The sequence below is a fragment of the Dechloromonas sp. H13 genome (assembly GCF_009469615.1).
Lineage (GTDB): Bacteria > Pseudomonadota > Gammaproteobacteria > Burkholderiales > Rhodocyclaceae > Azonexus.
Window position 1 is genome coordinate 51618 of the sequence record NZ_SSXX01000003.1, and the last position, 26762, is coordinate 78379.

Sequence of the window (26762 nt, forward strand, 5' to 3'; positions counted from 1 at the left end):
CGCTCCCTCTCCTCGCGCAATTCCGTCTGCGCTACTGCGACAGATAGGCGGCCTGCTGGCCGAGCATGTCCATCACGTGCTGCGGCATGCTGGAACGCAGTTGGCGCTCGAGCTGTTCCAGGTGGCTAGCCACCGCCCGGAAGGAACCCACCTTCTGGTAGAGCAGGTTCTTTTCTTGCGACAGTTGCAGGAGCATCGCCTGGGCACGCTGGCGGATCTGGTTGGCCTGGTCACGTTGCGTCTGCTGCAACGTGTAGTTCTTGTCCAGGGCGGCCATGCCCAGACGCAGGTTGCGCTCCAGAAAAACGTAGGCATAGTCGGCGGCGATGACGTCGCGGTACTGGGCGATCAGGCTGTCGGAGAGGCCGGAGCCCGGGATGCTGGTGCCGATGGACAGCATCTTGTAGACCGGCTCGGTGGTCTGGTTCACGAAGCCGACCTCGGTCGAATTGTTGGGGATGGCAGTGCGCGTGGCGATCTTCTCGGCGATGGAACGCATCAAGGCCTCGACCTTGGCAGTGAAGGGCGTGTGGGTGTAACCGGTGTTCAGCGTCACCACATCGCAGTTGGTGTAGTCGTTGCACTTCAGCATGTGCTGGATGACATCCGTGCCGCCCGCCGCGCTCTGGCCGTACAGCAACTGGCTGATCGACGTGAGGGTGGGCGCAATCGGCTCGGGGTCGCGGGCCGATTCTTCCGGGTAATAGATGATCGTGCCGACCAGGCTCATGATCAGCTCGCGCTCCTGATCGTCGAGGTAGGAACCCGTGTACTGCAGCGCCTTCCAGGTCAGGTTGCCGACAAAGGGGGCCTTGTTCTTCACATTCGGATCGCTGGAGGAACGTGCCGATGCCAGGATGCCGGGCCGGTCGGAGCCACAACGCCGGCGCGCCGCATCCCGGTCGCTCTCCAGGCCCATCTCGACGGCGAGGTCGGCGCAGGTTTCCTGCGAGCTGTAGCCGACGGACTCGGCGGCCGTGCTGACGATGGCTTTGGCCGTCTCGCACGAGTTGATGCGCGCGTTGTTGATCCAGGTCTCCAGCCCCTTGGCCCACTTGGTGAGTCCGCCCAAGAGGGGTGAAACCGCTTCGAGCGCCAACTGGAAGGCAATGCCGGGCAGGGCGGCCGTGATGTTTCTCAGCATGTTCTTGAACTCGGTGGCCGAGATGTGGCTGAAGCTGCCGCCGAAGACGTCGATGCCGCCGCAGCCGGCCTTGGCGCTGGGGAACTGGATGGCTGCGAGCTGATAGACCTTGTTGGGCGAGCGCATCATCAGGTTGCCGCCGGTGTAGGTATTGAAGGTCTGGCCGCGGAAGGCCCCCGGGGCCGTGTAGTTGCCGATGGCGCCCAGGTTGTTGAACATGTCATTCACTTCCGTGTTCAGGTCGCCGGCGCGCAGCGGCAGCGGCGAGATCACCAGCAGCAACGCCAGCAGCGCGGCGGAGGGTCGCCACAACGGGTGATGGTCGGGGTGGTTCATGGGGCCTCCTGGGGCAGGGCAAGACGTTGCGTCGTTCCGGGCAGCATGGCCTCGGTCTGCGGGCCGGACACGGCGGCGATGCGTTCCAGCAACTGGGATTCCGAGAGCACGCCGAAACCGATGGGCGTAATCTTTCCGGTGAAGGGCTGGGCCAGGAAGACGGCGGGCACCTGGGCGACCTTCAGGGCGGTGGCGATGCCGTTGTCGGTACGCGCCTGGGGGAAGCCCGGCATCGGGCCGCCATCGACGCTGATGGCCACGACCTGGATGCCGTGGCGCGCCTGGAAGGCCGCCAAGGTAGGCGCAAATGCATGGCAATACGGACAATCCGAGCGGTAGAAGAAGAACAGCACGTGGTCCTTGCCCAGTTCGGCAATCGAACGGGATCGATCCACCAACTCGGTCTGCTCGAATACCTCCAGCGCCTTGGCGTTGACCGGCCGACCTTGCAGCGTCGGATCGAGGGCCGGCGTGGCCCAGGCGACCCGCTGCGCCACGTCGGCGAAATAGGAGGCACGCGCGACCACTTGGGACTCGAGTTCCATGTAGCGGCGTACGTTCGCCTCGGTCGGCCGCATGATGGCGATGTTGCGGGTGTTTTCCAGCGTCTTCTGCATGCGTTCGAACTCGACCAATTCCGGGGCTTTCGAGGGCAGAGCCGGTGGTGCCGCGGGCACCACCTTGTCCGGCAGCGGCTGACGTTCCCGTTCCTCGGGCATGGGATCCTCGTAGAAATGCCAGCCGCGCCAACTCTCGGACCAGTAGCGCGCAGCAGCATCCTGGGCCGACGCGGCGCTGGCGCCCAGCATCGAGGCCAGCGCGAGCGCCAAGCGGACGGGTATGGGGAACGCGAAGCGCTTCATACAGGCTCTACTTCAGGGATTGCGGCGGCCGGCCGTCGAGGCAGTAGTTGATGCCGAAGGCCATCGTCTGCCGGCGCGGGGTCGTCGCGCCGGGCAGGAGAACGCCGTCTTGCCAGAACGTGACCTTTAGCCGGCTGCAACCCGGTTGGGCATAGCGCTTCTCGGTCGTCACGTCGATGAAGATCGGCGAGGTGGCACCGAAGCGCCTCGTGATCGCATCCGCCATCTCGCCGGTGAGAACGCCGTGGGCCTGCCCGTCGGTCGCCTGGAGGGCGGCCAGCATCACCGGGCGCGCATCGGGCACCGGCGTGCGGAGCACGTCGTCGGCGAAGACGGGCAACGCGAATGCGGCGAGCAGCGCAGCGGCATAGACAGGCTTCATTGGCATTTCCCCTGTCCGTAGTAGCAGGTGGTGAGGCGCGAGGCGTTGCTGCCCTGGATCGTTCCGACACTGGGCAGCGTCGGGACGATGGAGGCATAGAACTCAGAGAGGTCCATCGCCGCAAAGTCCAGGCTCTGCAGTTGCGCGATGGTGAAGCCCGAGCAGTCGGGGTTCTTGCCGGAGCCCCAGCCCTTGCCCACCTGGACGCGGCCCTGCTCGTTGACGATGCGCGCGAGCTTGCTGTTGAAGCAGCACTTGCCGGTGGTGTGCTCGATGCAGGCGACACAGGCGCCGAGGATGCGGATGCACGACGAACAATAGGTTCCGATGCTATGGCACAGGCCGGCCCCTTCCTTCATCGCGAGCTTGCCTTCGTCCTCGTTGCAGGACGACATCGACACGACGATGTAGATCACGACCGCGATCGCCAGGGACCAGGGATCGAAGGCGATCACCAAGTTCTCACCGGAGTAGACAACGGCCGAGCCTGCTGGCAGTGCCGTGCCATTGACGGCGACGGTGACGCCATAGGTGGTGAAGCTGCCGCTGAATCCGCCGCTGAACAACAGGGCTTGCATGCCCTGGTAGAGGAACTCGCGGTTGTCGGCGTTCATCAGGACGTCGTACACCAGTCGCGAGCCCGTACCGAACAGACTCTGGTTGGTCATGCCGGCCCCGGCCGAGTCGGAATAGCAGCAGTTCTTGAAAAGCCGGTCCCGGCATTTGTTTGACTCGCCCTTGAACACCTGCATGTTGTCCGTATCGAGGTACACGCCGGCTTCGCGTGCCGCTTCCATCAAGGACATCGAGCGCGCGAAGTCGGCGTCGTTGGTGTAGCTTGTGTTGAAGCAGTTCGAGCCCAGGCAATAGACGTTGGCAGGGCAGTTCGAGGCGGTGGTAGCGGTCTCTGCGCTGACCGGGCAGGTGTAGGTGGCCTGGGTGATTTCGCATAAGCCCGTTGCGGCATTCATCTGCTTGCAGGTGCTGGTGGCTGGCGTGCAACCGCTGCTCGCCATCGGGGCGCACTCGTCCACCGGGGCGCCGGCGGCGCAGGTCAAAGTGCGCTCATAGGACCAGCAGGCGCGCGTGACGGCTCGGCCGTCGATGGTCTTGGTGGCGGGGCCGTCGACGCAGCGGTCGGCAGTGGTCACGGTGCAGCGGCCGCCCGCCGTCAGCACGGCACTTTGGTCGACCCAGACGTCCGTCTCGTGCTGCTCCATGGTCGGCTGGACGAAGGACAAGGGCAGGCTCCAGCCCGAGGCGCCGGTGAGCGTGGCGGCCCCGGCGGGTACGGCGCACTGCATCCCGCTGTCGTCGTAGATCGCCGTGCTCCCGACGGGGCAGCCGGTATTGGCATCGGGGACGGTGAGGGTGAAGCACTGGTCGGCCGCACCAGCGGTGAGGAATATGCCGGCCCAGTAGGTGCTCAGCGTATCGCCGCGCACCGTCCCGGCGGGGCAGGCATAGACCGGCGTGCCAAACTGGAAGGTGTAGTTGCAAGTCCCGCTCGCGCAGCCCGATCCCGGCATCATCACGACCTTGAATGGGTGCCAGCAGTAGCCCTGCCAATGCGGCGACAGGTCGGTGACATAGGCCGCCTGGGTAGCCGGTGCAATCGGCAGATCGAGGGCCTGCCAGCCGATGCAGGCGCCCATGCCGCCGGCGGCGTAGAAGCGGAAACGCTGCAACCCATCGGCGCGGATGCGGCATTGCGCCTCGGCCACCATGTAGTCGGCACCGTTGCGGTTGACCTGGCCGTGGGCGAACCACGTGCCTTCGGCACAACTGGGCAGCAGTTCGACCTGGACCGTCAGATCGCGCCGGGTGGTGTAGTTGCCGACGCCGCTGTAACGGTTGCAGACCTTGGTGGTGGTACCCACGGGCGTGGTGATCTCGGCGGTGGTGCAACCCGAGTAATAGTTGGCGAGACTGCCCAGCACGCTCGACGGATTGCCTGCAATATCGCGGGCGGCGGCGACGGCGGGGTCGTAGGCCGAGACCGGGGTGCGCGGCGTGTTGGCCGAAGTCACGGCACCGCGCTGCGCCTGGCAGACGGGATCATCGATACTGGTGGCGCAGGCGGCCAGGCGGGCATTGGCCGCCCCCGACAGGCTGGGCTGGCCGTAGTACGTGGTTTCCGGTGGCGTCGTGGTGTAGCCCGGCACGGCACTCGATGCACTCGGCGTATTCACCGTCCCCCGGATGACGGGATTGGCCGCCTGCCCGGCGGCGGTGCCTTCCTCGAACGGACTGGCGACGGCGGCAGTCTGCGTCGTGACAAAGCAGACGAGCGTGATCCAGGTGACCCAGCGGCGCATCGTGGCCTCCTATCCCTTAATCCGTTTCAGGAAGGTGTCGGCGGGCGGGCCGAACCCGGGTGCCGAGCGCCGCATGTGTTCCAGCGCGTAGTCCAGGCTCACGTCGCCGGAGGTCCGCAGGAAACTGTCGGCCGGCGCGCAACTGCCGCTGGCGCAGGCAACCGGGCGGGTGCCGTCGCGCACCAGCACGAAGGACGGTACCCGGGTGACGGCATAGCGGTCGAAGGCCTGGGGATCGATCTGAACGGCCACCTGGCGGGAACCGATCAGGCCCTGCACCTGGGCGACGGTGTCGCGCAGCGAGCCGTTGGCGAAGCCCCGGAGGACGATCGATGCCTTGGCCCGCGCGGCCTGGTCGATGAGGCTTTGCAGCGTGGGCCGGGGCATGGACAGGCTGACGAACACCAACAGCCCGGGCCCGGTCGCCAGCCCCTGCGACTGAGTCATCGCCTCCGCTCGCAATGCATAGCCCCGCGCCAGCGCTTCGAGGTCGATCGGGGGGCGGCTGAGGGGCTGGGGCAGCGCCTCGACGTTGGGGGGCGGCACCGGTGCATATCGGAGTTCGGCATCGCTGGGTGTTGCGTACTTCCGCCGCGCCGCGTCGATGTCCTGGTCGGTGACGGTCGGCATTTCCCGGCGGACCCGTTCGATGTCCGCGTCGGTGATGGCCGGCGGGTTTTGCGCCAGGGCCTGCGCGCTCGCCACGAGTGCGGCGGTGAGGCCGAGGGCCCAGGCAGAAGGACGGAGATCAGAAGCCCACACAGCAGTTCCTCTTGCGAAATAACATGAAGGCGAAGTCCTCGCCGCGCACCGGGTATTCCTTGCCGGCGCCCCAGAGCACCGTGGTGCGCCCGAAGGGCTGGCAGCAGCGGCCGGCCTCCTTGTCGGTGTTGGGGATCGGATAGGTGAGTTGGGTCTTGTAGGCGGTCTTGTCCATGACCGGCTCGAAATACGGTCCACACAGGCCGGGCGTGCCGTGCCAGCCCCAGGCGATCAGTTCGCGGTGCATTTTGGCGGTCAGGCGCTGGGCCATCAGCGCGGCCGTGCGCACGCCGCCCAGGTGGTAGGGCACGTGGCCGTCGAGTGGGTAAATGCCACCCTGGCAGCCGGCGCACCAGAAGAGCTCCTTGAGGCCGAAGCCCACCGAAGCGGCGACGCAGTCGGCGGCGCAGGCGGCGATGGCGACCGGATTGGCGAAGAGCACGGCGTCCGGATTGAGGATCAACGTGAGTTCGTCGTCGGTCCACAGGGGATCGACCTCGGTGAGGTAGGCGAGATCGAAGGAGCCCTTTTCCAGGCAGGGGAAGTCGGTCACCACGTCCAGCCAGTACATCACCGGGTTCACGTAGAAGTGCGCCTGGTAGAAGCTGCCGCCGTCGCCATCGCCTTCGGGGCGCGTGAAGCGCGCCGCTTCCGGCGCCGGAATGCCCGGGTCGAGATCGATGCCGCCGAGCGATACCAGGCAGAATGGTTTGCGCACTGCCTCGACATGCCGTGCGGGCTCCCAGAAGCCAATAGAGAGTCCGATGACCGGATTGACGCCACAACTGCAGACGGGGCTCGATGGGTTGTCGGTGTCCTCCTGGTCGCCGAAGTTGGCGATGCGCGCACTGCCGATGCTGATCGGCAGGATGCAGGACCAGCAGATATCGGTGATCGGATTGGGAAACTTGCCAGTGCAGGTGGCCGCACCGGCGGCGAGGCTGGGGCCGGCGGCGCAGGCGAGGACGGCGGCGAACAGGAAACGAACGAGGCCGCGATGGGCATTCATGGGGACACCGCCAGTTCGTCGATACGCAACCGCAGCCCGTCCTGCGACACCAGGGCCGGCACTTGGGTGATGCCCAGGCGGCGGGTGAGCAGTCCCTGCTGGTCGTAGTAGACCGGGACGTGCCAGGACTGCATGAGGTCCAGGTAGGAGCCGCCGACCAGGATCGGCTTCACTCGGCCCTGGTAGAGGGCGATCAACTGCCGGGCGCGGCCGACCTGACGCGGGTCGCGGGCATCGAAGAACAGCAGGTGCCGGGACAGCGACACCACCTCCAGCGGGTTCTTGCGCGTCCCGGCGGCAAACAGCAATTCGCCCTGGGGGCCGAAGATGTTGCGATCCAGGGTGAAGCTCGGGTCGAAGTAGAAGGTCCGCACCGTGTCGGTCGGCCGCAGGCCGGTGACGGGCGGCGGATTCTTCACGGTCGCGATGCCCCGTTTCCGGGCTTCTGCTTCCAGGCGCCCGAGTTCGCCGCTTCGTTCCTTCTCGCGCAGGCGCTGCTCGATCATCTGGAGCAGATGGGGTTCGCTGATCTCGTAGGTCGGACCGATGACGCCCAGATCCATGGCCCGCGCGCCAGCCGCGCCCAGCATCAGGCCGAGCACGAGGGGAGCGGACACGATGCAGCGTTTCATCGCGCCCCCCTGGCCGGGCAACGGATCTGTCCGGCGAGTTGTTCGCGGGCGGCGGTATCGCGCCGGTGGCTGGCGCGGATCAGCCCCATCAGCACCGGATCGCCGTCACCGTCCGACATCGCTTGGCGCAACTCGGTCGTGGTGAGTGCCCGGCCACAACGTTGCTCGAAATCGGCGAGATAGTCCTTGGCCCCCGCCTCGGCGGCGGGGGCGATTTGCCGCAGGAGGCCGAGATAGTCGGCCAGCGGCATGTCATTGATCCCTGGCGTCGTCGGCGCCCCGTGGATCGGCCCGCGGGCCGGACTGGACTGGCCCCGGGCGGCCGGCTGGGTCAAGAGGCCGAGCAGCGCGAGGAGCAGAAGGGCCTTGGTCATGGCGCGCCTTTCAATACAGCGGAACCACGACACCGACCACCTGCTCGGCCCGTACCAGGCCGCTGTCCTGGTAGCGCGAGTCGAAGGAGTCGGGGCTGGTGCCCTGCACGTAGTAGTGCCCGGGCGGGATGACGGTGGGCGTAATCGGTACCAGCGGACTATGGTCGTAGGCCTGCAGCTTGGCCACGCCGACCTCCTCGCCGTTGATCGCCACGTGCCGACCGGCGACGGTCACGGCATCGCCCGGTAAGCCCCGCACGATCTTGAAGAAGGGCTGGCCGCGCAGCCCTGGGTAACGCGCCTGCGCCTCACCGTCGAACGAGTAGACGATGAAGTCGCCGCGCCGCAGGGGGTGGGCTCCGCGCACCAGCCAGGCGATGCGATACGGCAGACTTGGCGTCCAGTTGAAGAGCACGGGCAGCCGTGGCGTCGCGTCGATGAAGAGCCGGCCATAGGCCAAGCCCCAGATCGCGAAGATCGGCAGGTAGAGAACCCAGCGGCGGCGCACATGGCGCAGGAAATCGGCAAAATGCTTGACGACTCGCCGCCCTCTGCCAGGGTTCGACGCGGTACGCGGCAGTGCCTGTTGGACCGGTTCGGGGTTCATGGCGCGGCCACCTTTCTGCGCAGCTGCGCCGTCAGGTCGACGGTATTCGGCGTCGGTCCTGCCACGGCGGTCCTGAGGATCACCAGGCAGTTGCATTCCCGCGGCAACTCATCGAGGGCGAGCGGCAGGCGCTGGGCGAAGGCCCGGGCCATGAACAGCGCCTTCTGGCGGTCTTCTTCCGAACTTGCCTTGGTGAGGATCTGGGTGAACTCGGCTTCCTTGGCGCGGTACACTTCGGCCACATCGACCACGCCGATGACCAGAGCCGGCCGTAGCACCAGGCGGTCGTAGGCCGTGAGCGAGGCGGCCACCACGAACAGGGTGACCAGGCCCTGTGCCAGCCATTGGGCAACGGTGGTCTTCATACCGCGTGCCCCCGGCGGCGCAGCAGTTCGCCGATCGCCTCGTCGATGGACAGGCCCTGGGCACGCAGTTCATCGATGGGCGCGTTGTCTTCCAACTTGTTGGAGAAGAGCAGATGGGTGGCCGGATCGAGGATGTTGCGGGCCACGCCTTCGCCCACGGGGGAGGAGATGTACACCTCGGAGAACACGCCGGCCTCGGTGCGCAGGGAGTTCAACAGCCGCTTCTTCGGCTCGTCCATGGTGAGCCGGCCTTTGCGGTCGAGCATTTCGATGGATTCCGGCTTCTGGCGCAGCAGGAAGACCCAGTCGGAGCAGTTGAAGGCCGCTTCCATCTGCGCCGAGCCGTAGTAGTCGTCGGCGCTCTGGGTCGCGGTGCCGAGTGCGCCGCCATACTTGCGGGCACGCCGGGCGGCTTCCTCGATCACGGCGGCCTTGACCGGATCGTCGGCGCCGATGTCGCCGAGTTGCTGTTTCAGTTCGTCGACGAACAGCACCTTGCGCCGGTTGCGGGTCAGGTACATCTCGCCGGTGATCCGGTGCAGCAGCAGGATGTTGACCACCGCGTGCAGGTCCGGGCGGCGCTTCAACTCCTCATTCTCGATGACGATGAAGTCGTTGGAGAAGTCGACGTTGTTCTTGCCCTCGAAGAAGCGCTCGTACTGCCCGCCCTTGGCATAAGGGTTGAGCATGATGGCGAGGTCCTTGATGCGCTGGTCGCCCACCACGCCCAGTTCCTCGATGGTTCCGCCCTTGAAGGCGTCGCGCAGCCCCGTGATGCGCAACTCGTTTCCGTACTCCCGCCAGAGCTTGAGGACCATGGCCGAGATGGCCTTGTACTGGACCTCTTCGAGCGCGTGCTGCATCGAGCACATCTTGGCGATGCCGGGCACCAGCATGTCGATGTCCTCGTTGATGTCGACGATGTGGGTGAAGGGATTGAGGCAGAGGTCAACGTCGGGGCGGAACTCGATATAGGTGCCCTGGGCCTTGCGGCACAGCTTCTCGAAACTGCGGCCGAGGTCGAGCATCCAGACCTTGGCCCCGATCGCTCGATAGGACCAGGCCATCTCGTTCATCAGCACCGACTTGCCTGAGCCCGGCGCGCCGATGATGGCGAAGTTGTAGTTGCCCAGGTCGTTGTCGAAGATGTCCAGCGTCATCAACTGGCCGCGGCGGCCGCCGAAGACCAGGGCCGGGGTGCGCGTGCCGCGCCACTCGGCGATCAGCGGCGCCATGTGGATGGCGTTGGCCATGGTCTTGCGCGTGACCCGCCGCATCTTGACCAGGTCCCGGTGGAACCTCTCGGTCAGCGTCATGGGGAGGCTCGCCAGCAGCGCCTGGCGGTGCATGTAGGCGTCGGCATTGAGCTGGAAGCCGCGGCCGCGCCAGATGGCGTTGGCCGCTTCGTGGGCGGCGACCGCCTTGTTCGGGGCGGTGAACAGCGCCAACTGGTGATACAGGCTCACCAGGCTGCCGCCGGTGTCGATGGCATCCGCTGCCGCCGTCCAGTCCTGGAGCTTCTTATTCACGTCCGGCATCACGTCGGCCATCTTCGACTTGGCGTTCTGGGTGGCCCGCACATGGTTGGCGGTGACCACCGACTTGGTGACGTTGGGGTCCAGCACCTGCACGCCCAGGGTGAGCAGAAAAGGCGCGCTGTATTGCAAGGCCGGCTGCATCAGGTCGCCGATGAGGGAGCCCATCTGCCACAGCGCGAAGCGTTCCGGAAAACTCTTGATCGAGAAGAAGCGTGCCTCCAGTACCTCGGGGCTGGCTTCCTTCCACAGGGTGAGGCCGCTGGGGTGCGGGTCCTGGATGGTGTCGAAGTCCACGATCTGGTCGCGCAACTCGCGGCCATCGTCGTAGTGCAGGTCCGGCGCATCGGTCTGGGAGATGCGGTCGGGGTTGGTGAAGAGGGCGCACCAGTTGATCAGGTCGGCGGCATCGCAGACGCGGTTGGGGAGCGAGGCCGAGCGCAGGGTGGACGAGATCGAATCGCGCAGCGCCATCAACTCGTCGCGCTTGTTGAGATCCTCGGGGTCGCCGGGAAAAGCGACGGAAAGCATCAGCCGGAAATCCCGGATCGTGTAGTGGAAGCCAGCGGTGAGCGACTTCTGCGCGCCCTGCAGCAGGTGGCCGACGCGCTGGCGGGCGAGTTTCCTGAACAGGTTCCCGTTGCGGGCGGGCCGGCCCCACTGCTTGGCCTGCTCCGCCTGATCCTCGTCCTCGACCCGCAGGTTGGCGTAATGCCGCAACTGGGTGCGCACCTGGGGCGAGCCGAACAGGTGGAACTGGATGCCGGTGCCCGGCGGGCAGTTGGCATAGAGCGAGACCAGGACTTCCGCCATGCGCTCGTCGGCGCCCGACTGCGGCATGAGCTCGAGCATGACGCCCATGCTGTCGCGGTTGACGAAGATTTTTTCGGGGGCGAGATAGGCGGAGTAGGGCAGCCAGTTGGCGAACTGCTCGGCCGGCGTATCCACCGGCTGGGCGAAGGGGAAGCGCTGCGCCTGCCGGCGGTCGCGATGGGGGGCGATCGGGGAATTGCTGTGGGGGGCGTTCATGGCGACCTCACTGCGCACGGTTGGCATTGGGCCCGGCGAACGGAGGCCGTTGCGGCAAGATCGGCGCGGCCGGCGCGTTGGTGCCGGCGTTCGGCTCGGTGGTGGCTTCCGTTGCCGACTTCGGAGGCGCCTTGAGTGGCGCATAGGCGTCGCGGATCTGGCGCTGGACGTGGTCGATCAGCCACTGGCCGTTGTCCACCTGGACATAGACGTAGCCCTGGTCGTAGAGATCGCCGTCGGCGTCTTCCCAGGGCTTGATCCACAAGCGCAGCAGGCGGGCCTGGGAACGCAAGGGGCTGGGCGTGACGGCCGTGTCGGCATCGCCGGTGGCGACGGACGATGGGGCGGGCCGGGCCGATTCGGGAGGGTTCGCTTCGGATGCCTCTTTTCGCGGGGCGGCCGACCGTTTGGCCCGTTGGCTGGGCAGGTTGTTGTGGACGGCGTTGGCGTAGGTGCCCGACACCGAGTCGCAGGCGACACCCTCCGGGGCCTTGCAGGCGTACTTCGAGTCGCCGCCCAAACCGGACATGTTCATGCAGGCGCCCAAGGGGAGCAGCAGGCAGAGGGCGCCCATGCGCAGCACGAGCGTCTTCATGGCTGCTGCTCCGCGGTGGCTTGCGGGGTCGTTGGTGAAGCGATCTGCGCGAGGCGTCCTTCCAGCAGCGCACGCCCCACGAAGCCCTCGGTGCGGCTGCCGTCCGCCCAGATCAGGGTGGGCGTGCCCTGGACGCCGAGTTGGTGGGCCAGTGCCAGGTTGCGGGCGATCGGGTGGTCGCAGGCGGCATCAGTCTTGAGCGCACTGTCGTCGCCGTGGAGCATCAGGCGCTGCCAGGCTGCTGCGCGATCCCCAGCGCACCAGATGGCGATCGGCTTGGCCTCGCCCTGGAAGGGGACGAGGAAGGTGTAGAGGGTGACGTTGTCGAGGCCCGCCAGTTCGGGCTCCAGTTGTTTGCAGTAGGGGCAGTTGGGATCACTGAAGACGGCCACCTTGCGCTGGCCATTGCCGCGGACCGTCTTGATCGCATCACTAAGCGGCAGTTGATCGAAGGCGACGGGGGGCGCTGCCGTGCGCTCGGTTTCCGGGGCCGATCCTTGGGCGCCATTCACGCTGTTGGCCTGCGCCAGTTTCGGGCCGGTGATGTCGCGCAGGGTCGCGGTATCGAACAGGTGGCCGAAGAGGAAGTAGCGCGGGTTGCTGGCCGAGACGTAGGCCACGTTGCCGTTCATCCAGACTTCATAGAGGCCGCCGATGGGCGAGCGGGTGACCTCGGTGAAGTGTGTGCCCGGATGGCCTTTCTGCAAGGCCGCCAGCAGGCGCTTCTCGTCCGGCGTGGCGGCGTCGGCGCAGACGCACGCACCAAGCAGTGTCGCGCTCAAGGCCGCGACGACCACGCGCCGGGGACGGCACAGGGGTTCAGTAGTTGCCATCGTCGGAGGTCTCCAGATAGCGGGTTTCGGGGGAGTTGGGGGAGTGGGCGAGGCGTGCGGAAGACGGGTCGCTCGCCGTCATGGGGACGTCGATGCGCACGCCCTTGGTGATCACCACGTCGACTTCGCGGCCGGCATCCACCTCGATGACCGGGAAGGTGTTCTCGGCGAGCTTGATGTAGTACTGGGCCAGCCGGTCCAGCGCCTTGCCGACGCCGCTGCCGAGACCGGCGCGGTAGGCTTCGGCGCCGGTGGCGCTCGCGACCGTGCCCAGCGCCGAGGTGCTGTATTCCGTCGACGAGGTGGCCAGGCCCTGGCCGATGCCGCTGACCACGCCGGCCAGCAGCGCATTGGCGAGCATCTGGCCCTGCTTGGTGACCAGGCGCCCGCGCATGCCGACCTTGCCGTCCTCGCCATAGACGCTGCCCTGGATCTTGACTTCCAGCGTGGCGCCGTCGGTACGTACGCAGGACAGGCTCTCGGTGCGCAGGTAGGCGCGCTCGGAACTGATGTCGCCGTAGCCGGCCGCGATCACGAAGCACTCGCGGTATTCGGCGCGAAAGCGGTTGGGCAGGACCGAGTTGTCCGAAAGGCGGATCAGGACCGGGTGGGGATTGGACTGGGACTGGCCGCCGGTCGGCGCATCCAGCCCGCCCAGCAGCGTGCCGCGGGTAAAACTCACCGGCAGGAAGGTGGAGACGGTCCGGGCGACAGCTTGCGAAGTGCCGCCCGAGGCCGGGTCCGCATTGACACCGGTGTTCGCGACCGGAGCGCCGGTGCCGGTGCGGGATCGGTCTGCGACGGTGATGCGCGTGATCGCGGGCTGCGGCGCTGCCAGCGGCGTCGAGAGCAAGGCGTCGCCTGGGGTGCCGCTTGGCATCACGCCGGGGGGCGACCCTTTGGAAGGCGGCGGGGCGGGGGGCAGGCTCGCCGCCGGCGGCAGAGCGGTCGGCGTGGTCGCGACGGGGGTGGGCGCCGCCGGGGTGGCGGCGGCTTGCTGTGCCGAGGTCAGCCGCTGTTCCAGGTCCGCGAAGCGCTGCATGGTCTTCGCTTCGAAGGCTTGGACGTTCTTGTTGAGCCGTCCTTGCTCTTCACGTTCGTTCTCGTACTGGGCGAGCTTGCGTCCGGCCGTGCCGACCCACTGATCCACTGGATTGACCTGGCCGCCGGGTGGCATCACGCCGATGTTGGTGACCGCACTCGGTTGCCCGGCGGACGCTTGGGCGGCGCCGGTCTTCGGGCTGTTGCCGGTGAAGGCGAAGATCAGCCAGAGCAGCCCGACGCCGCCGGCCAACAAAGCGCTGAGCATGGCGTATTGGCGCTGCCGGGGGGAGAGGTGCTGCAACACGTGCTGCGACAGGCGTTGCGGCAGGCCGCGCAGGGACAGGAAGGGCTGCTGCGGCGTAGTCATGGCGCCTCTCCTCGGCGGATCACGTAGACGCTGGTGCTCTCGCCGGGGCGCAGGTTGTGCTGCTCGATACTGACGCCGGCGACGCCGCCGGCCTCGCGATCGAACTCCGGTTCGGCCAGCACCATGGGGGCATTGCTGACGTTCTGCAGCAGGTACTTCTCGCCGATCAGGCCGCGCCCTTCGTACTGACGCACCAGTGAAAAGCGCGCCTCGATCCACAGGGGGACCGAGCGATGGGTCTCTTCGACGCGGACGTCGGGCGGCACCCGGTCCGAAGCCATCGCAACCAGCAGCGCCTTCATTGCGCGGACCGGGTTGGGTGACGGCCCGGCCACCTGGGCTGCTGTGGCTGGCTTCAACGCCCTGGGCGTCTTGTCGCGGATGACGATGGTGTCGGCTGGGGTATCCGCGCGGCGCAACAGCAGTGTGTAGGTGGTGCTCGCCGATGAGACGAACAGGTTGATCGGTTTCACGGAATCGCCGACCGGGCGAACGTAGATTTCGCCCTTGTCGCGGTCGCACTCGAGCACGACCTCGCCGGCCGGATTGATCGCCGAACTGACACCGCCGCCGGGGGCTGTGCTGCTCATACCCGGCGTGGCGGGCAGGGGCGTCGCCGCGCCGCAATGACTCGAATGGATGTTGCCGAACACGTCGGTGATTGGTGTTCCGTCGATGCGGATGCGGGTCGGCTCCTTGATCGACACGATGGCTTCGACCGACACGCCGTCGCTGGCCTCGACGATCTGCAGCGCGTGGGCGGGCACAGGCGTCAAGGCGAAGACGGCGGCCGTTGCGGCGATTGCGGCACTCATCGCCCATCCGTGCCGAAGCACAAGGATGAACCGATGCGGGGATCGGGCTTGGGTTGGTTCAGTTGCCGGCATTGGGCACCTCCTTGAAACTTTTCAAATGCATGCGCGCACCGGCGTAGCTGAACTCGACCCGGTAGGCCTTGAGGTCGTTGGCAGTCTCGAAGCCGTTGACCAGGGTGCGCAGGCGACCGCGGATGACGATGCTCTGGCCTTCTTCGCTGGGTACGAGTTGCTGGGGCGCGAACACGGTGGAGGCGTTGATGCGCTTCAAGCGTTCGGCCTCCACTTCCTGCCGCGTCTTGAGCGGGCCGTACTGGTCGGGTTCGACGTAGCCGAGCAGGATGTCCTTCTTCCAGTCGATCGAGGCCGGCGTCACGTCGAGCACCAGCCAGGCGATGAAACTGCCCATCTGCTCGAGGTATTCGTTGCTGGCTTGGTCGCGGGTTACCCAGAAGGTTTTGTTGAGCGAGGGCGGCACGACCACGGTGCGCACCGTCCCGAGCAGGTTGAGGATCACCACCAGGGCGAGAATCTGGCCGGCAGCGAGCGCGCCGACCGCCAGGCCCAGCCCGCGATTGCGGCGTCGCATCTCTTTGATGTCGCCATTGAGCCGTTCGAAGTCCATGGGCTTTCTCCGGGCTCAGCCGACCATGCGGCGGATGTGCGACGGCGGCGTGGCGCGCATGGCGGTCATCGGACTGGCGGGTAGATGCCAGTACAGCCAGTGGATGGCGAAGGCCGGGTGCTTGTCTGCCTTGAGGCGCGAAATCCAGCGCGAGACGAAGATGCCCATCGCCATGCAGACGGCGAAGGACAGCCTGCTGCCGGACAGGTAGCCGACGAAGAACATGAACAGGATCGGCGCGGCGACATCGACATCCCAGAAGCCGATCTTCCATTGGTCATCGAGACGTCGCGGGATGTAGGTGTCCGCTTGCATATCGGTCTCCTGGGTGTCGATGCCGCTGGTTCAGACCACCGCGCCCATGATCGCGCCGGCGATCACGAGACCCACGGCGGCGAAGATGGCGAGGCCCACGTAAAAGAGGACGGGGCCGAAGTTGCGCAGCGCGGAGAGCGAAATGAGCGCGACCACGAAACCGACGAATCCGACCAGGGCCTTGATTCCCGGTCCGAGCGCGGCGATCTGGGTCAGTGCCGAGGTGAGTGGTCCAGTGATGCCGGTGAAGGCGACCAGGTCCAAGGCATAGCCGGGAAAAGCGGTGCCAAGGCCGACGACGATCATCGCCAGCAGCATCGCGACGGTCATCGGTTTGCGTGTGGTGACGCGGGGGGAAGAAACAAGATCTGCAGTGTTCATGAAAACCTCCGGGCATGGATGGAGCGTTGAAAGTGGGATAGGGGTGGGAAGGCGGGTGAGCGTAGGGATGCGCCTGCGGGTGGGAGCGCAAGCGCTCGACGGGTGAAGGACTGGGATGTGAGCGGGCGACCGGTGCGGTGTCATGGCAGGTGCTCGTCGGTCATCTGAAAGACCACCTCGGCCCGCCGGTTCTGCGTGCGGCCGGCCACGGTGTCGTTCGAGGCGATGAAGCAGCACGCCCCGCGAGCCTGCAGCGTCAGCGTGGCGGCCAGCGTCGGATGCGTCTTGCGCAGGTGGTCGCGAACCCCGATGGCGCGGGCGAGGGCCAGCGATTCATTGAAGGCCAACGGCCCGGTACTGTCGGTGCGGCCGACGATCTTGATGCGGCGCACGTGGAGCGGGTCGCCCATGGCTCGGTTCAGTTGGGAGCGCGCGGCGGAGCTCAGCTTGGCGCTGCCCAGGCCGAACTGCACGATGACCGTGCGCGAGCTTTCCGCCTCCGTCGCAGGGTCTTGCGCCAAGGGCGCGGGGGCGACGGATTCGGCCGGGGTGACTGCGGCTTCGCGCGCGATCGGCTGGCTGGGCGTTTCCGGCGCGAGCGTCTTGGGTGTGCGGGTGGGGCATGCCGGGGGCACGCACTTCGCGAACCTGGCCTGGCGGCCGAAGTCGAGTTGGGCCACCTGCGCAGGCGTCGCCGCGTGCATCCCCAATGTGACCTCGGCCGGCACCGATGTGCGGAACAGGCTGCACGACGATGCGAGGGCGGTACAACTGGCGACGAGACTGAGCGCAGCGACGCGGCGCAGGAACTGGGCTGTCATGGCGAGACCCTCACCGACATCAGGGCGGGAATCGTCGTCGCCGTCGCTACCAAGTGTTTGCCCAACTGCGCGCTGCGTTGCGTGGGTAACTGGCGGTACACCCGCCAGGCGTATTGAGCGCGGGCCTCGACGCAGTCCTTGCCCTTGAGTTGCGAGCAGGCCGCGTTGTAGGCGCCGACGGCATCCCACGTTGCACCCCGCCGAGAAAAGCTGTCGGCCAGCAGCCATGCGCCGACCCGGATGTTGGTGCACGGATCGAAGAGATCGGCTTCCGTGATGCCGTGCCGGGACAGGGTCCGCAGGTGACCGCTGTTGATTTGCATGAGGCCGATGTCGTAGGACCCGGTGCGCTGGAGGTGCGAGCGGTTGACGGCCTGGGGGTTCAGGTTCGATTCGACCCGGGCAACGGCATAAAGCAGGTCGGCCGAGATGCCGTAGCGCTGGGCTGCCTCCTCCCAGCAGGCCCGAGCCCGGGCGGGCGCGGTCGCCAGGACGGCCAGGGCAGTCAGGCCAGCAAAGTGCAGCGGCAGACGCATGAGTCACCTCTCCAACGAAACCGGAACGACCCGCCAGCCGGCGGGCAGTGAGGTCAGGGCCGTCGGCGGTGCGCGGACGGTCTGGGTCGGGTTCGGGTAAGTCCGGCGTCTAGCCCGGGCAGGGTGACGGTGAGCAAGCGGGTGAGGAGCGGGTGGATGCCAGTAAGGGGCAAGAGTTGAGGCGATGCAGACCTCAGCCGGGTGGCGCTTCCCGCCCGCGATGGGAGCGTTCGGCCATGTTGCGGCGTGCCTGTCGCAGGACGGCGGCACCCAAGCCATCCTCTGTCCGGCACAGGGCAACGCAGGCGGTCGTCAGTTGGTCGAGTTGAAACTTTGGATTGGGGTGCCGATTGGCCGGTGAGCGTTGCAGGTCGAGCAGCAACTGGTATTGGCTTCGCCACATCGATTCGCGGCGGCGCGGTGTCTGGGGCGGGCGCAGTACCAATTCGGTACCCAGGAACTGGAAGATACGAACCGGCGCATCGTAGTGAGCGAAGACCAGGGAGACGCTGGCGCTAATGAGATCGGGGAAGCGGAAAGTTGGCGACACATTGTCGTCACTACGCAGCAGGCCGTATAGCCAGTCGTGTTCTTCGAGCCACAAGCGAGTCTCGATGACGTCCTGCAGTTCCGCATCTCTTGTGCGGACCCTAGCGTTGTCCTGTCGCAGCGTCTGCGTAGTGATGGTCATGGCGCTTACCTCGGTTCATTGGCGGCGTAGTGCGCGTGCGAGCGCATGACTGAAGAGTAGGCAGTCGTGGTCCTGGTGTCTCCCGGGAATGGCGTTCTTAGGCGGGGGATTTCGGCATCAGATCACCCGGAATTCGATGTCGAGAGCTGCGCGATCCCTGGTGCCCTCGTTGTGCTCCGTGCCCACGGAAAATCATTACCTGAAACTGCTAGACTGATGATGATCATCAAAACAATATACGTCAGTCGGAGAATTGATTATGATGGTGCGGACTGCCCTTGAACCCTCATCCATGCCTTCTTCATCGCCAACGATTCATCTTGAGACGCTGAGCCAAGCGCAGCGCGAGCGACTGGCCTTTATTGAAGTGAAGGTCTATTTCTGTGGCGAGGTTCGGCGTGCCGATATCGAAAATCGGTTTGGAATTGCACCCGCAGCTGCAACTCGCGACCTGACGACGTATCGGACTTTTGCGCCGCGCAATTTGAGTTACGACGTGAGCGCCAAGTTGTATGCGCTCGGTGACCACTTTAGCCCGCTATTCGAACTGTCAGCCGAGCGCGCGCTTACCTGGCTCCGCCAAGGAATTGGGGATGGCGTCTATCAACCAGGAAAGGGATTTTTGCCCACAGATGGTGCTGGTTTGTTGGCGCCGCCACCCATCGACAAACTCGCCTCGTTAGCGCGCGCTGTTCATCAAGGGCAAGCGACCCGTGTTTCCTATCTTTCCCTGTCGTCGGGATCTTCTCAGCGCGTGATTGTGCCGCTCGCGTTGGTCGATAACGGTACTCGTTGGCATGTGCGTGCTTATGACCGAAAGAATGCTCGCTTCGGGGACTTCGTGGCCAATCGGATTGGCAAGGTTCAGCCTTTGTCCAATCCTGTTGAGGAACATGAAACGCTTATCTCGGATATCCAATGGAATCGAATAGTCGAACTGGAATTGGTCCCCCACCCTGGCATTGCGCACCCAGAGGCTGTTGTCGCCGACTATGGCATGGTCGACGGCGTACTTCGTGCCAAGGTTCGCGCTGCTGTTGCGGGATATGCGCTTCATCGATGGCAGGTTGACTGCTCGGCGGATCATTCCTTGCCAGCGAACTCTCATCATCTTTGGCTACGCAACACGCCAACGTTGTATGCGGTCGAGAGTGCCATGCTTGCGCCAGGCTACCACGGCGTTGTATGACAGCCATTTCGCCGCACTTCGGAGCTTCCAACGCGTCCACGCCAGAAGTGCTGACCACGGGCAATTCCATGAGGTCTCGGTATGAAGCATCTTGATCTTCTCAACGAGTTCAATACCTCGCTGGCTCAGCTCGCAGTTGAGATCGAAACGTCGTCTGCGATGCAGCTATATGACATAAACAAGGTTTCCGAGAACCTCGTTCTTGGGTTGATGCGCGAACTCTTTGGTTGGAACCAGTTGCGCAATCTGAATATGGACGAGAAGACCAATTTCCCAGGGATTGATCTTGCGGATGACAACGCAAGAGTCGCGATTCAAGTTACGTCCACTTCTGGGTTGGATAAGATCAAGAATTCGATCGAGACATTTCGATCATATCGACTCAATGAGCGGTACGACCGCTTGATTGTTTACGTGCTTACGCGCAAACAGGGGAGCTATTCACAAGCGGCCCTGAACCGCGCGACGGAGGGAGCCATCGATTTCATCGCTGACCGCGATGTGATGGATTATCGAGACCTTGCATCTCGGGCTGCGAACGCAAATCCAAGACAACTCCTCGCCGTTCTGGAAGTTCTTCGCAGCTACCAACGCGGCGGCGTATCGAGTGGGCTTGCCGAGGCTGATTTCGATCCGCCGACCTCTGTGTTCGAAAAGGTGAATCTCAACCTCCTGGAAGTTTATTTTCCTTCGACGATTTATGTAGCCGATCTTCGAGCCGATGACGGGAAGCGGCAAGGAAAACGCCATAGAAACGAACGTAAGGTGGTCCGTGAGATTTTGACCAGCCTGAATCTTCGTGCCCCGTCCGATTACGAAGTCAATGCCAATCGGCTCATTACATTTCACGCCCTCGATGACGAGCATGGGCCATTCGCGAAACTCATCGAATGCGGCACGGTCACGCCGCTCGGTTCGAGGGAGTTCTACGGTATTGATGACGATCACGAGCGCATATTCAAATCGTTGCTAAGGTTCTCTCTGCAGCAGAAGCTCTTCAAGCACGGGGTGCATTGGAAGCATGAGGACGGCCTCTTTGTCTTTATGCCGCTCAAAGACAACGACCTGCTCCGCGAGGAAACTTGGGTAGGGCAGAAGACTTCGACTCGACGCGTATTCGAGAGGAAGCTGAATAAGAATGATCCGAACAAACTCTTCGTCTGCAAGCATTTTGCATTTGGCGCTGACTTTGTGCGTGCCGACGACGGTTGGTATATAGCGCTTACCCCTGACTGGTTTTTTAGTTACGGCGACGACTTCCGTCGCTCCGCTTACGCCGATGAAAGTATCAGTTGGCTAAAGCGTAAGGAAGTCAACCGAACGGTATCGGACCACTTTAGATTTTTGACGTCGTGGCTAGGTGCACTGGACCAGGATGATCTCTTTTCGGTCACGGCCGGTCCTGCATCGACCATGACATTCGGTAACGCTGTGAGCTTTGCCAATCATCCTGCACTGGATGACGATGCTTGGCTTCCTTTGCGCGATCTGGTTGAGGACGAGGACACGTCCCCCATCAAGGGCCTTTTTGATACCCCATGAAGCTTGAACACATTAGCGAACCGCGATTGCAGTTCGCCACCGGTGAACATGTCTGCCCGCGACGTGGTGTGGACGCCTACGGTGTTTTTGACTTATCAATGGGAACACGGCGTACAGACGTGATCGTTGGTGGGGTTGGAACGACTAACTGCAACGAAGCCTTGGGGAAGTGGATCGAACGCTGCGCCAGTCGGATTGCTGCTCCAGAGGATGCGCGGCAGCCCAACTTGCGTGTGCCATTCTGCGGATTCAATCCTGAGAGTGGGTACGGCGCCAGATTCGTGTTCGGACAAGATCTTGTCCGATCAATCAGGAAAGGCGATATCGACGATGTGCTCGCAATTACGGACTGGCGTCAGCGCGTATTGAAGGCTATCGAGATTTACTACGAACACATCAAGTTCTTGGCGCAGAATCGGCCCGTAGATGTGATCGTATGTGTTATTCCGGAAATTCTTTTCAAGAAAATTGCAATTGAGGAACGCGCGCCGTTGGAGGAGAGTCTGGAGGCGAGCGTCGAGGTTCCCTCGGAACTGAATTTCCGGCGTGCGCTAAAGGCGAAAGCCATGCATCTCGGTAAGCCGCTTCAATTGATCCGCGCAGTATCGCTGGAAAGCAATAAGAAGGGTCAGCAGGATGATGCAACGAAAGCATGGAATTTCAGTACGGCTCTGTATTACAAAGCGGGCCCGCGGGTGCCATGGAAACTCAAGGCTGATGATGCACGACCTTCTTCATGCGCTGTCGGAATCGCGTTTTACAGGAGTAGAGACCGCCAAGTCCTGAATACAAGCTTGGCTCAAATATTTGATGAGTTGGGCAACGGGTTGATCCTTAGGGGAACGCCCGTGGATATGACGAGGGATGACCGTGTGCCACATCTTTCTGTCAATCAAGCCTATGATCTTCTCACGGCAGCGCTGAACGAGTACCGAGTGGCACTGCGGACGTATCCGGCGCGGGTGGTGATTCATAAATCGTCCAACTTCTCGCCCGAGGAAATTGATGGACTCACCAGTGCCGCGCGTGATTTGCGGATTGATACGGTTGATTTCGTCACCATTCTTGACTCAACGCTGCGCTTGTTCCGCGAAGGAAACTACCCGCCATTCAGGGGAACGCTCGTTGGGATCGATGACCATCGCCACTTGCTCTATACACGGGGTTCTGTGTGGTACTACCAGACCTACACAGGTCTCTACATTCCTCAGCCGATTGAGTTGCGAATTGTGCGATCCGAAGAGTCTCCCGCGTTTCTCGCACGCGAGATACTGGGTTTGACCAAGATGAACTGGAACAACACCCAGTTTGACGGCAAATATCCTGTGACCCTGGGGTGCGCCCGCAAGGTTGGCGAGATCATGAAGTACCTGGAAGAATCCGATAGCCCGCAGATTCGCTACGGTTTCTATATGTAATGTAATCGAATCCGCTCACAGATCGACTTGGCCGCTATCCCCGACGATGAAAACACCCCAGCGCCCGCCCGGCCAGCACGCCGACCGCTAATGGGACGCACGGCAGCAGCAGCGGATGCAGCATCGCCGGCAGCACGAAGCCGATGACCGTCGCGCAGAGGATCACGATCCCCAGGCTGGCGTACAGCGCGAACATTTCCGGATCGTGCTGAAGGAATTCCTTGGCCTTGATGAGCCGCTCGAATCCGCCGTCGACGACTGCAGCCAACACGAATACCGCCAGCCAGGGCAGCCATTCGAGCAGCGTTGACAGCCGATAACTGGCCAGCAGGAGCAGCGCGTCGACGGCGCGGAAGTAGGCGTTGTTGAAGAGGCGCTGGTTGACCGAGGACATCTCCCGGGACACCACGCCGTTCACGCCGGCTGGCGAAGGCGCATCCTTCGCGGCAGGAATTGGCGTGACTTCGGCCGTCGAATCTTGCATGCGCATCGCCCGATCCAGCATGCGGGTGGCGGGCTCGGCCCCCCAGTAGGCGGCGGCCGCCTCATGCTCGGCGCGTAACTGCGCGAGGAAGCGCTCCGGGGGATGGGCCGACGGCACGTACAGCACCAGGACCAGCAGGACGAGCAACGACAACACGGCGACGGCGCGGATCATGCGGTCGCCTTTCCCGGGGCGCGGCACGTATCCGCATCGGGATCGAGGATCGGAAACCGTCCCTTGATGATCCGGCCGCCCGACACCGAGGCGAAGTACTGTAGGTTGGGCAGCTTGCCCAGCACATCGGCCGGCACCATCTCCTCAAAGCTCTCGGTGAGTTGGGTGGAATAGCTCGACGAGAAGTCGCCCAGGTGGGCATCCGACCCGTGGCTCAAGCCTACCCGCACCGTATGGATCGCCGTCTTGCCGAAGGTCTCGACCACGAAGTCTTGGGTCGGCCGATCCTTGGTACGCAGGGCGATCAGATTGTTGAGGTTACCCAGCGCCATGCGCGCCGCGTCCTCGCTGCCCAGTCGCTTGGCCAAGTCCGCCAGGGTTTGCATCGCGCAGGTGGTGAAGATGCCGCCCTCGGCGCCCTTGTTGAGGATCTCGATCAGCGGCTGGTTGATGACGTTCGAGACCTCGTCGACAAAGAGCGCGATGCGTCGGTAGCCGCCTAGGTTGTAGCGCATGCCGGCGCGCGCCGCCTGGTCGGCGAGCGCCAGGGCGCCAATGGCCGAGGCGACCGAGGGGTCCGGCAGGGAGTCCAAGCACATGTAGAGCACGTGGCCGGCGCGCTCGATTTTCTCGAAGTTCATGATGGGCCGCCTGTCGTCGGCGTCGAAGGGGTCCGGCGAGAGGCTGCGCCCCAGGTCGCCCGACGTCAGCATCGACAGGATGGGTAACAGGTTGGCGGTGATCTTCTGGTAGTGTTCGCGGTTGTGGCGGAAGGTGCGCACCTGGGCATCAATCACCTTGTTGCGCTGGTTCTGGGCGATGAAGTGCTCGTAGTAGGCGACGAAGGCCATCAGGTCGGCGCTGGCCGCCTCCGACGGCCGTTTAATGTTGCCGCGCTGGGCATCGTGCAGCAGCTTCTTCATGTCTGGCAGTTCGCGCCAGCCGACGCCCAGGGTCTGATCGTAGTAGCGGCGCAGCGAGTTCTCCAGCACCGGCTCGATGCCGCCCTCGATGTACTTGGTCAGTTTCATCAGGTTCGGCCGTTCCTCGATTTCGACCAGGCCCTGCACCACGACGTTGACGGCATCCCAGCCGAAGGCCGAGAAGGCGCCGGCTGTGTCCGGCGGCATGATGGACTGGATACGCGAGGCGATCTCGGTGGGCTTCTGCCAGTTGAAGGTGAAATCCAGCCGTACCCCCCGCTCCGGAAAGGCAGGGTGGAATTCCATGAAGGTATCCGGCTCGCGGTAGTCGGCGCAGGCGCGCTCCACGACCCGCTTCAGGCGCCGGCTGTTCTTCGGATCGATGACGATCACCACGTCGCCGCGCCGGATCGCCTGGGTGATCAGGTTGGCGAGTGCCACTCCCTTGCCGGACTGGGTGGTGCCCACCAGCAACGTACCGCCCTCGAAGTTCTGCAGCGGCCGGTGCAACGGGCCTTCCTTCGGCTCGACGCCATGAATATAGGGCAGACCGATCTCGGCGTCCGGCTGGGGTTTGCTGTCGTAGCCCAAAAGTTGCAGCAGGCGCGGCGATACGGCGAACTCCCGATAGTCGATCTTGGCCAGTTCGTAGAGCCGCTGCGAATGCACCGGCTGCCATTCGAAGCCGAAGCCCAGGAACACTAAGGCCGGATCCTGGCACCATCGAGCCAGGTCGTCGGTACCGACGACCTCGATGCCCCGTCCACCGAGGGAAGCGCGCAACACCAACATGCGCAGGGCCTGGGTCACCCGCAGCACGCCCTTCGCGAAGCAGACGAGTGCCAGCGGCAGGGCCAATTGAAGGGGGAGAGCGCCGGCTACGCCTACCCCCAGGAAATAGAGCAGCGCCAGCCACCAATTGATGCCGGCATAGATCTCGTAGGCCCGGCGCCAGGGCATCTCGTAGCGGCGTACCAGCATCTCAGCTTCCCTCCGCCGGTGGTGCTGCAAAGCCCGCCAGATCGAGTCCGCTTACGCACCGCGGATCGAGCACGATGCCGACGGTGGGGTTGCCGTTGAATTCACGCGACAGCGTCGGCGGGCCATTGCGGTTGGGTTTCACCAGCAGGTTCGCCTCGGTGAGGGCACGCATGGCGAGGGATGGCTGGACGCCGCGCCGCCCGAATTCCTCCAGCGGTACGAATACTCCCTGGGCGACGGTGCACACGGTGGGCGGACCCATGCCATCGTTCAGGGTGCGAACGGCCTCGGCCAGGGCGTCGCGAACGACCGGGTTCAGACGCATCGGGGCTTGCAATGCGAATGTCGCCGAAGGCGGTGTTGTCGCCGGTTCCAGCGAGAGTGATTCGGGTGTTTCCTCGACCGACGTCACGCGGACGTCACTCTCGGCGGGCGGCTCGGACGGCGGAATGAGCGACAACTGGGTGCCGCTCTTCACCGGTGCCGCCGGTGGTATGGATGGAGGCGTTTGCGGCGCAACTGGCGCAGACGCCGGCTTGAATTCCAGTGCCTGGGGTAAGGCGACGGGTGGCGGATCGATTCCGGCGAGGAGAATGGCCGGGGCCGAGAGCTTGACGGCTTCCAGCGGGGCCTTGGCGCCGGGCGGCTGGATGGACCAAGTCGCGCGGCCCGCTGCTGCCGCTTCGAACACGCCAGCGGCCAGTAGCAGTTCCAGCATTGTCTCGGGCGCCTTGGGGATGCCGGCCAGTTGGTCGGCTTCGAGTAGTTGGTGGACATCCTCGGCGGCGCCGGGCCAGACCAGGAACAGACCGTCCTGTCCGAACCACAGGCGCGACTTCTCGCGATTGGCGATCCAGGCCGAGTTGCCGCTTGTGAGCCGCCGCAGGGCGTCGACCAGGTAGCGCTCCAGGTGCGAGCCGTATTGTGGCGAACCGTAGCGGTCGGCGCTGGCGACCAGGTTGCGGTCGATGACCAGCGCCAGCGAGCGGCGGACGAGTTCGTCGAGGATATTGTGATCGCGATAGACCGGGATGCCGCCGATGCTGGCCAGCAGGTACGGCACGATGACCGCGTTGCCCTCGGACAGGTCGGCCATCACCGCGGGCGGCACCACATGGGGCAGGGCGAACAGGCCCAGGCCGCGCGCCTCGACGGCTTGGGGCCGCCAGCGCAGGAAATAGCGCTCGCTGCCGCGGGTTGCCAGCCAGTCGGCCAGCGGCCGCAGGAAGGCCGGCCACGCCTCGCCGGCGGCATCGGTGACGATGATATGGCTCATCAGCCGGTGCAATTCGCAACACAGCCCCGCGATGAAGGTTGCATGGCGCCAGCGCGGTTCCAGTTGGCGGCGTGCCGAGATGCTCATCCGCCCCGAAAAAATGTGTGCGTCGGTGCCTTGCAGGCTGAAGAAAGCGGTCTCCAGGCCGAGCCGCAAGAGACCACCCGGCTTGCTGAAGTAGTTGTCGGCGGTCGCCGGCAGCAGATGCACGCAGGCGGCGTAGCGGCGCACCAGCATTAGGACATCGCGCTCGAAGCTGTCCCGGTCGATGCCGTAGCAGAGCTTGATGCGTGCGATCAGGTCCGCTTCGCCGGCGAGCAGATCCTCGACCGGCACGGCGGCGAAACCCGGGTCGGAGGCGGGGTAAGAAGTTGCGGACGTTGGTGTGGCGGCCAT

Annotated in this window: 27 protein-coding genes; 3 read left to right on the plus strand and 24 right to left on the minus strand. The window is 64.5% G+C overall.

All coding sequences use genetic code 11. The annotated features are described in order from the left end of the window. Positions 1-31 precede the first annotated feature (31 nt). The 21 genes from GH660_RS08620 to GH660_RS08720 form a co-directional block, all read right to left on the minus strand. A complete protein-coding gene (locus GH660_RS08620) occupies positions 32-1480 on the minus strand; it encodes a conjugal transfer protein TraH (protein ID WP_153146264.1) in 1449 nt (482 codons plus the stop codon). Then, positions 1477-2289: a conjugal transfer protein TraF gene (traF, locus tag GH660_RS08625; protein WP_255478806.1), complete on the minus strand. Its 813-nt coding sequence runs from the start codon at positions 2287-2289 to the stop codon at positions 1477-1479. The genes GH660_RS08620 and traF (GH660_RS08625) overlap by 4 nt, the downstream gene beginning before the upstream one ends. 61 nt (positions 2290-2350) lie before the next feature. Beyond that, a complete protein-coding gene (locus GH660_RS08630) occupies positions 2351-2725 on the minus strand; it encodes a hypothetical protein (RefSeq protein WP_153146266.1) in 375 nt (124 codons plus the stop codon). Then, positions 2722-5043 (minus strand): type-F conjugative transfer system mating-pair stabilization protein TraN, encoded by a 2322-nt coding sequence (gene traN, locus GH660_RS08635; protein ID WP_153146267.1) that lies wholly within the window; start codon positions 5041-5043, stop codon positions 2722-2724. The genes GH660_RS08630 and traN overlap by 4 nt, the downstream gene beginning before the upstream one ends. Before the next feature lie 9 nt (positions 5044-5052). Further along, positions 5053-5748 (minus strand): type-F conjugative transfer system pilin assembly protein TrbC, encoded by a 696-nt coding sequence (trbC, locus tag GH660_RS08640; protein ID WP_228276420.1) that lies wholly within the window; start codon positions 5746-5748, stop codon positions 5053-5055. Positions 5749-5791: 43 nt separating this feature from the next. Continuing rightward, positions 5792-6814, minus strand: coding sequence for a conjugal transfer pilus assembly protein TraU (traU, locus tag GH660_RS08645; RefSeq protein ID WP_153146268.1), 1023 nt, complete (start codon positions 6812-6814; stop codon positions 5792-5794). After that, complete coding sequence (gene traW, locus GH660_RS08650; RefSeq protein WP_153146269.1) at positions 6811-7446, minus strand: type-F conjugative transfer system protein TraW; 636 nt, start codon at positions 7444-7446, stop codon at positions 6811-6813. The genes traU and traW overlap by 4 nt, the downstream gene beginning before the upstream one ends. Continuing rightward, positions 7443-7820 carry a hypothetical protein gene (locus GH660_RS08655; RefSeq protein ID WP_153146270.1) on the minus strand — a complete coding sequence of 126 codons (378 nt, stop codon included), beginning with the start codon at positions 7818-7820 and terminating at the stop codon, positions 7443-7445. Before GH660_RS08655 ends, traW begins: the two co-directional genes overlap by 4 nt. Positions 7821-7830: 10 nt before the next feature. Next, positions 7831-8427 (minus strand): conjugative transfer signal peptidase TraF, encoded by a 597-nt coding sequence (traF, locus tag GH660_RS08660; protein ID WP_153146271.1) that lies wholly within the window; start codon positions 8425-8427, stop codon positions 7831-7833. Further along, entirely contained in the window at positions 8424-8792 is a 369-nt protein-coding gene (locus GH660_RS08665; protein WP_153146272.1) for a hypothetical protein, read from the minus strand. Before GH660_RS08665 ends, traF (GH660_RS08660) begins: the two co-directional genes overlap by 4 nt. Beyond that, positions 8789-11356: a type IV secretion system protein TraC gene (gene traC / locus GH660_RS08670; RefSeq protein ID WP_194266270.1), complete on the minus strand. Its 2568-nt coding sequence runs from the start codon at positions 11354-11356 to the stop codon at positions 8789-8791. Before traC ends, GH660_RS08665 begins: the two co-directional genes overlap by 4 nt. Before the next feature lie 7 nt (positions 11357-11363). Beyond that, positions 11364-11951 (minus strand): type IV conjugative transfer system lipoprotein TraV, encoded by a 588-nt coding sequence (gene traV / locus GH660_RS08675; RefSeq protein WP_153146273.1) that lies wholly within the window; start codon positions 11949-11951, stop codon positions 11364-11366. Then, positions 11948-12784: a DsbC family protein gene (locus GH660_RS08680; protein ID WP_153146274.1), complete on the minus strand. Its 837-nt coding sequence runs from the start codon at positions 12782-12784 to the stop codon at positions 11948-11950. The genes traV and GH660_RS08680 overlap by 4 nt, the downstream gene beginning before the upstream one ends. Beyond that, the gene (locus GH660_RS08685; RefSeq protein ID WP_153146275.1) at positions 12771-14195 is read right to left on the minus strand and encodes a TraB/VirB10 family protein; all 1425 of its coding nucleotides are present in this window, start codon (positions 14193-14195) and stop codon (positions 12771-12773) included. Before GH660_RS08685 ends, GH660_RS08680 begins: the two co-directional genes overlap by 14 nt. After that, the gene (locus tag GH660_RS08690) at positions 14192-15010 is read right to left on the minus strand and encodes a type-F conjugative transfer system secretin TraK (RefSeq protein ID WP_228276421.1); all 819 of its coding nucleotides are present in this window, start codon (positions 15008-15010) and stop codon (positions 14192-14194) included. Before GH660_RS08690 ends, GH660_RS08685 begins: the two co-directional genes overlap by 4 nt. A gap of 58 nt (positions 15011-15068) precedes the next feature. Next, positions 15069-15635 carry a type IV conjugative transfer system protein TraE gene (traE, locus tag GH660_RS08695; RefSeq protein WP_153146277.1) on the minus strand — a complete coding sequence of 189 codons (567 nt, stop codon included), beginning with the start codon at positions 15633-15635 and terminating at the stop codon, positions 15069-15071. A gap of 15 nt (positions 15636-15650) precedes the next feature. Then, on the minus strand, positions 15651-15950 hold the full coding sequence (gene traL, locus GH660_RS08700) for a type IV conjugative transfer system protein TraL (RefSeq protein ID WP_042330495.1): 300 nt from the start codon (positions 15948-15950) through the stop codon (positions 15651-15653). 30 nt (positions 15951-15980) lie between these two features. Continuing rightward, positions 15981-16331, minus strand: coding sequence for a hypothetical protein (locus GH660_RS08705; RefSeq protein ID WP_153146278.1), 351 nt, complete (start codon positions 16329-16331; stop codon positions 15981-15983). 140 nt (positions 16332-16471) lie between these two features. Continuing rightward, positions 16472-17152 (minus strand): OmpA family protein, encoded by a 681-nt coding sequence (locus tag GH660_RS08710; protein WP_153146279.1) that lies wholly within the window; start codon positions 17150-17152, stop codon positions 16472-16474. Next, entirely contained in the window at positions 17149-17688 is a 540-nt protein-coding gene (locus GH660_RS08715) for a lytic transglycosylase domain-containing protein (RefSeq protein WP_153146280.1), read from the minus strand. The genes GH660_RS08710 and GH660_RS08715 overlap by 4 nt, the downstream gene beginning before the upstream one ends. A 193-nt stretch (positions 17689-17881) precedes the next feature. Next, entirely contained in the window at positions 17882-18379 is a 498-nt protein-coding gene (locus GH660_RS08720; protein ID WP_153146281.1) for a hypothetical protein, read from the minus strand. Between the two features lie 259 nt (positions 18380-18638). Between GH660_RS08720 and GH660_RS08725 the strand changes: the two genes are divergently transcribed. From GH660_RS08725 to GH660_RS08735, 3 genes are all read left to right on the plus strand, one after another. Continuing rightward, positions 18639-19568, plus strand: a complete 930-nt coding sequence (locus tag GH660_RS08725) for a WYL domain-containing protein (protein WP_255478809.1) — start codon at positions 18639-18641, stop codon at positions 19566-19568. A gap of 81 nt (positions 19569-19649) precedes the next feature. Beyond that, positions 19650-21110 carry an SMEK domain-containing protein gene (locus GH660_RS08730; protein WP_153146282.1) on the plus strand — a complete coding sequence of 487 codons (1461 nt, stop codon included), beginning with the start codon at positions 19650-19652 and terminating at the stop codon, positions 21108-21110. Then, complete coding sequence (locus GH660_RS08735; protein WP_153146283.1) at positions 21107-22528, plus strand: hypothetical protein; 1422 nt, start codon at positions 21107-21109, stop codon at positions 22526-22528. The genes GH660_RS08730 and GH660_RS08735 overlap by 4 nt, the downstream gene beginning before the upstream one ends. A gap of 34 nt (positions 22529-22562) precedes the next feature. Here the strand turns inward: GH660_RS08735 and GH660_RS08740 are convergent, their stop codons facing one another. The 3 genes from GH660_RS08740 to mobH are packed head-to-tail and all read right to left on the minus strand — an operon-like array spanning position 22563 to position 26762. Then, positions 22563-23186: a DUF4400 domain-containing protein gene (locus GH660_RS08740; protein ID WP_153146284.1), complete on the minus strand. Its 624-nt coding sequence runs from the start codon at positions 23184-23186 to the stop codon at positions 22563-22565. Continuing rightward, positions 23183-25090: a conjugative transfer system coupling protein TraD gene (traD, locus tag GH660_RS08745; RefSeq protein WP_153146285.1), complete on the minus strand. Its 1908-nt coding sequence runs from the start codon at positions 25088-25090 to the stop codon at positions 23183-23185. The genes GH660_RS08740 and traD overlap by 4 nt, the downstream gene beginning before the upstream one ends. Position 25091: 1 nt before the next feature. Next, positions 25092-26762: a MobH family relaxase gene (gene mobH / locus GH660_RS08750; RefSeq protein WP_228276422.1), complete on the minus strand. Its 1671-nt coding sequence runs from the start codon at positions 26760-26762 to the stop codon at positions 25092-25094.

Excerpts from the sequence above, each read along its gene's own strand:
- GH660_RS08735 (WP_153146283.1), top strand. The coding sequence starts at position 21,107 with ATGAAGCTTGAACACATTAGCGAACCGCGATTGCAGTTCGCCACCGGT.
- GH660_RS08705 (WP_153146278.1), bottom strand. The coding sequence starts at position 16,331 with ATGAACACTGCAGATCTTGTTTCTTCCCCCCGCGTCACCACACGCAAA.
- GH660_RS08715 (WP_153146280.1), bottom strand. The coding sequence starts at position 17,688 with ATGCGTCTGCCGCTGCACTTTGCTGGCCTGACTGCCCTGGCCGTCCTG.
- traL (WP_042330495.1), bottom strand. The coding sequence starts at position 15,950 with ATGCAAGCGGACACCTACATCCCGCGACGTCTCGATGACCAATGGAAG.
- traW (WP_153146269.1), bottom strand. The coding sequence starts at position 7,446 with ATGAAACGCTGCATCGTGTCCGCTCCCCTCGTGCTCGGCCTGATGCTG.
- GH660_RS08655 (WP_153146270.1), bottom strand. The coding sequence starts at position 7,820 with ATGACCAAGGCCCTTCTGCTCCTCGCGCTGCTCGGCCTCTTGACCCAG.
- GH660_RS08710 (WP_153146279.1), bottom strand. The coding sequence starts at position 17,152 with ATGACAGCCCAGTTCCTGCGCCGCGTCGCTGCGCTCAGTCTCGTCGCC.
- GH660_RS08740 (WP_153146284.1), bottom strand. The coding sequence starts at position 23,186 with ATGATCCGCGCCGTCGCCGTGTTGTCGTTGCTCGTCCTGCTGGTCCTG.
- traF (WP_153146271.1), bottom strand. The coding sequence starts at position 8,427 with ATGAACCCCGAACCGGTCCAACAGGCACTGCCGCGTACCGCGTCGAAC.
- traF (WP_255478806.1), bottom strand. The coding sequence starts at position 2,289 with ATGCTGGGCGCCAGCGCCGCGTCGGCCCAGGATGCTGCTGCGCGCTAC.
- traC (WP_194266270.1), bottom strand. The coding sequence starts at position 11,356 with ATGAACGCCCCCCACAGCAATTCCCCGATCGCCCCCCATCGCGACCGC.
- GH660_RS08730 (WP_153146282.1), top strand. The coding sequence starts at position 19,650 with ATGAAGCATCTTGATCTTCTCAACGAGTTCAATACCTCGCTGGCTCAG.
- mobH (WP_228276422.1), bottom strand. The coding sequence starts at position 26,762 with ATGGCCGCCACACCAACGTCCGCAACTTCTTACCCCGCCTCCGACCCG.
- GH660_RS08620 (WP_153146264.1), bottom strand. The coding sequence starts at position 1,480 with ATGAACCACCCCGACCATCACCCGTTGTGGCGACCCTCCGCCGCGCTG.
- GH660_RS08680 (WP_153146274.1), bottom strand. The coding sequence starts at position 12,784 with ATGGCAACTACTGAACCCCTGTGCCGTCCCCGGCGCGTGGTCGTCGCG.
- GH660_RS08725 (WP_255478809.1), top strand. The coding sequence starts at position 18,639 with ATGATGGTGCGGACTGCCCTTGAACCCTCATCCATGCCTTCTTCATCG.
- traD (WP_153146285.1), bottom strand. The coding sequence starts at position 25,090 with ATGCTGGTACGCCGCTACGAGATGCCCTGGCGCCGGGCCTACGAGATC.
- GH660_RS08685 (WP_153146275.1), bottom strand. The coding sequence starts at position 14,195 with ATGACTACGCCGCAGCAGCCCTTCCTGTCCCTGCGCGGCCTGCCGCAA.
- GH660_RS08630 (WP_153146266.1), bottom strand. The coding sequence starts at position 2,725 with ATGAAGCCTGTCTATGCCGCTGCGCTGCTCGCCGCATTCGCGTTGCCC.
- traU (WP_153146268.1), bottom strand. The coding sequence starts at position 6,814 with ATGAATGCCCATCGCGGCCTCGTTCGTTTCCTGTTCGCCGCCGTCCTC.
- traE (WP_153146277.1), bottom strand. The coding sequence starts at position 15,635 with ATGGACTTCGAACGGCTCAATGGCGACATCAAAGAGATGCGACGCCGC.
- GH660_RS08665 (WP_153146272.1), bottom strand. The coding sequence starts at position 8,792 with ATGAAGACCACCGTTGCCCAATGGCTGGCACAGGGCCTGGTCACCCTG.
- GH660_RS08720 (WP_153146281.1), bottom strand. The coding sequence starts at position 18,379 with ATGACCATCACTACGCAGACGCTGCGACAGGACAACGCTAGGGTCCGC.
- GH660_RS08690 (WP_228276421.1), bottom strand. The coding sequence starts at position 15,010 with ATGAGTGCCGCAATCGCCGCAACGGCCGCCGTCTTCGCCTTGACGCCT.
- traN (WP_153146267.1), bottom strand. The coding sequence starts at position 5,043 with ATGCGCCGCTGGGTCACCTGGATCACGCTCGTCTGCTTTGTCACGACG.
- traV (WP_153146273.1), bottom strand. The coding sequence starts at position 11,951 with ATGAAGACGCTCGTGCTGCGCATGGGCGCCCTCTGCCTGCTGCTCCCC.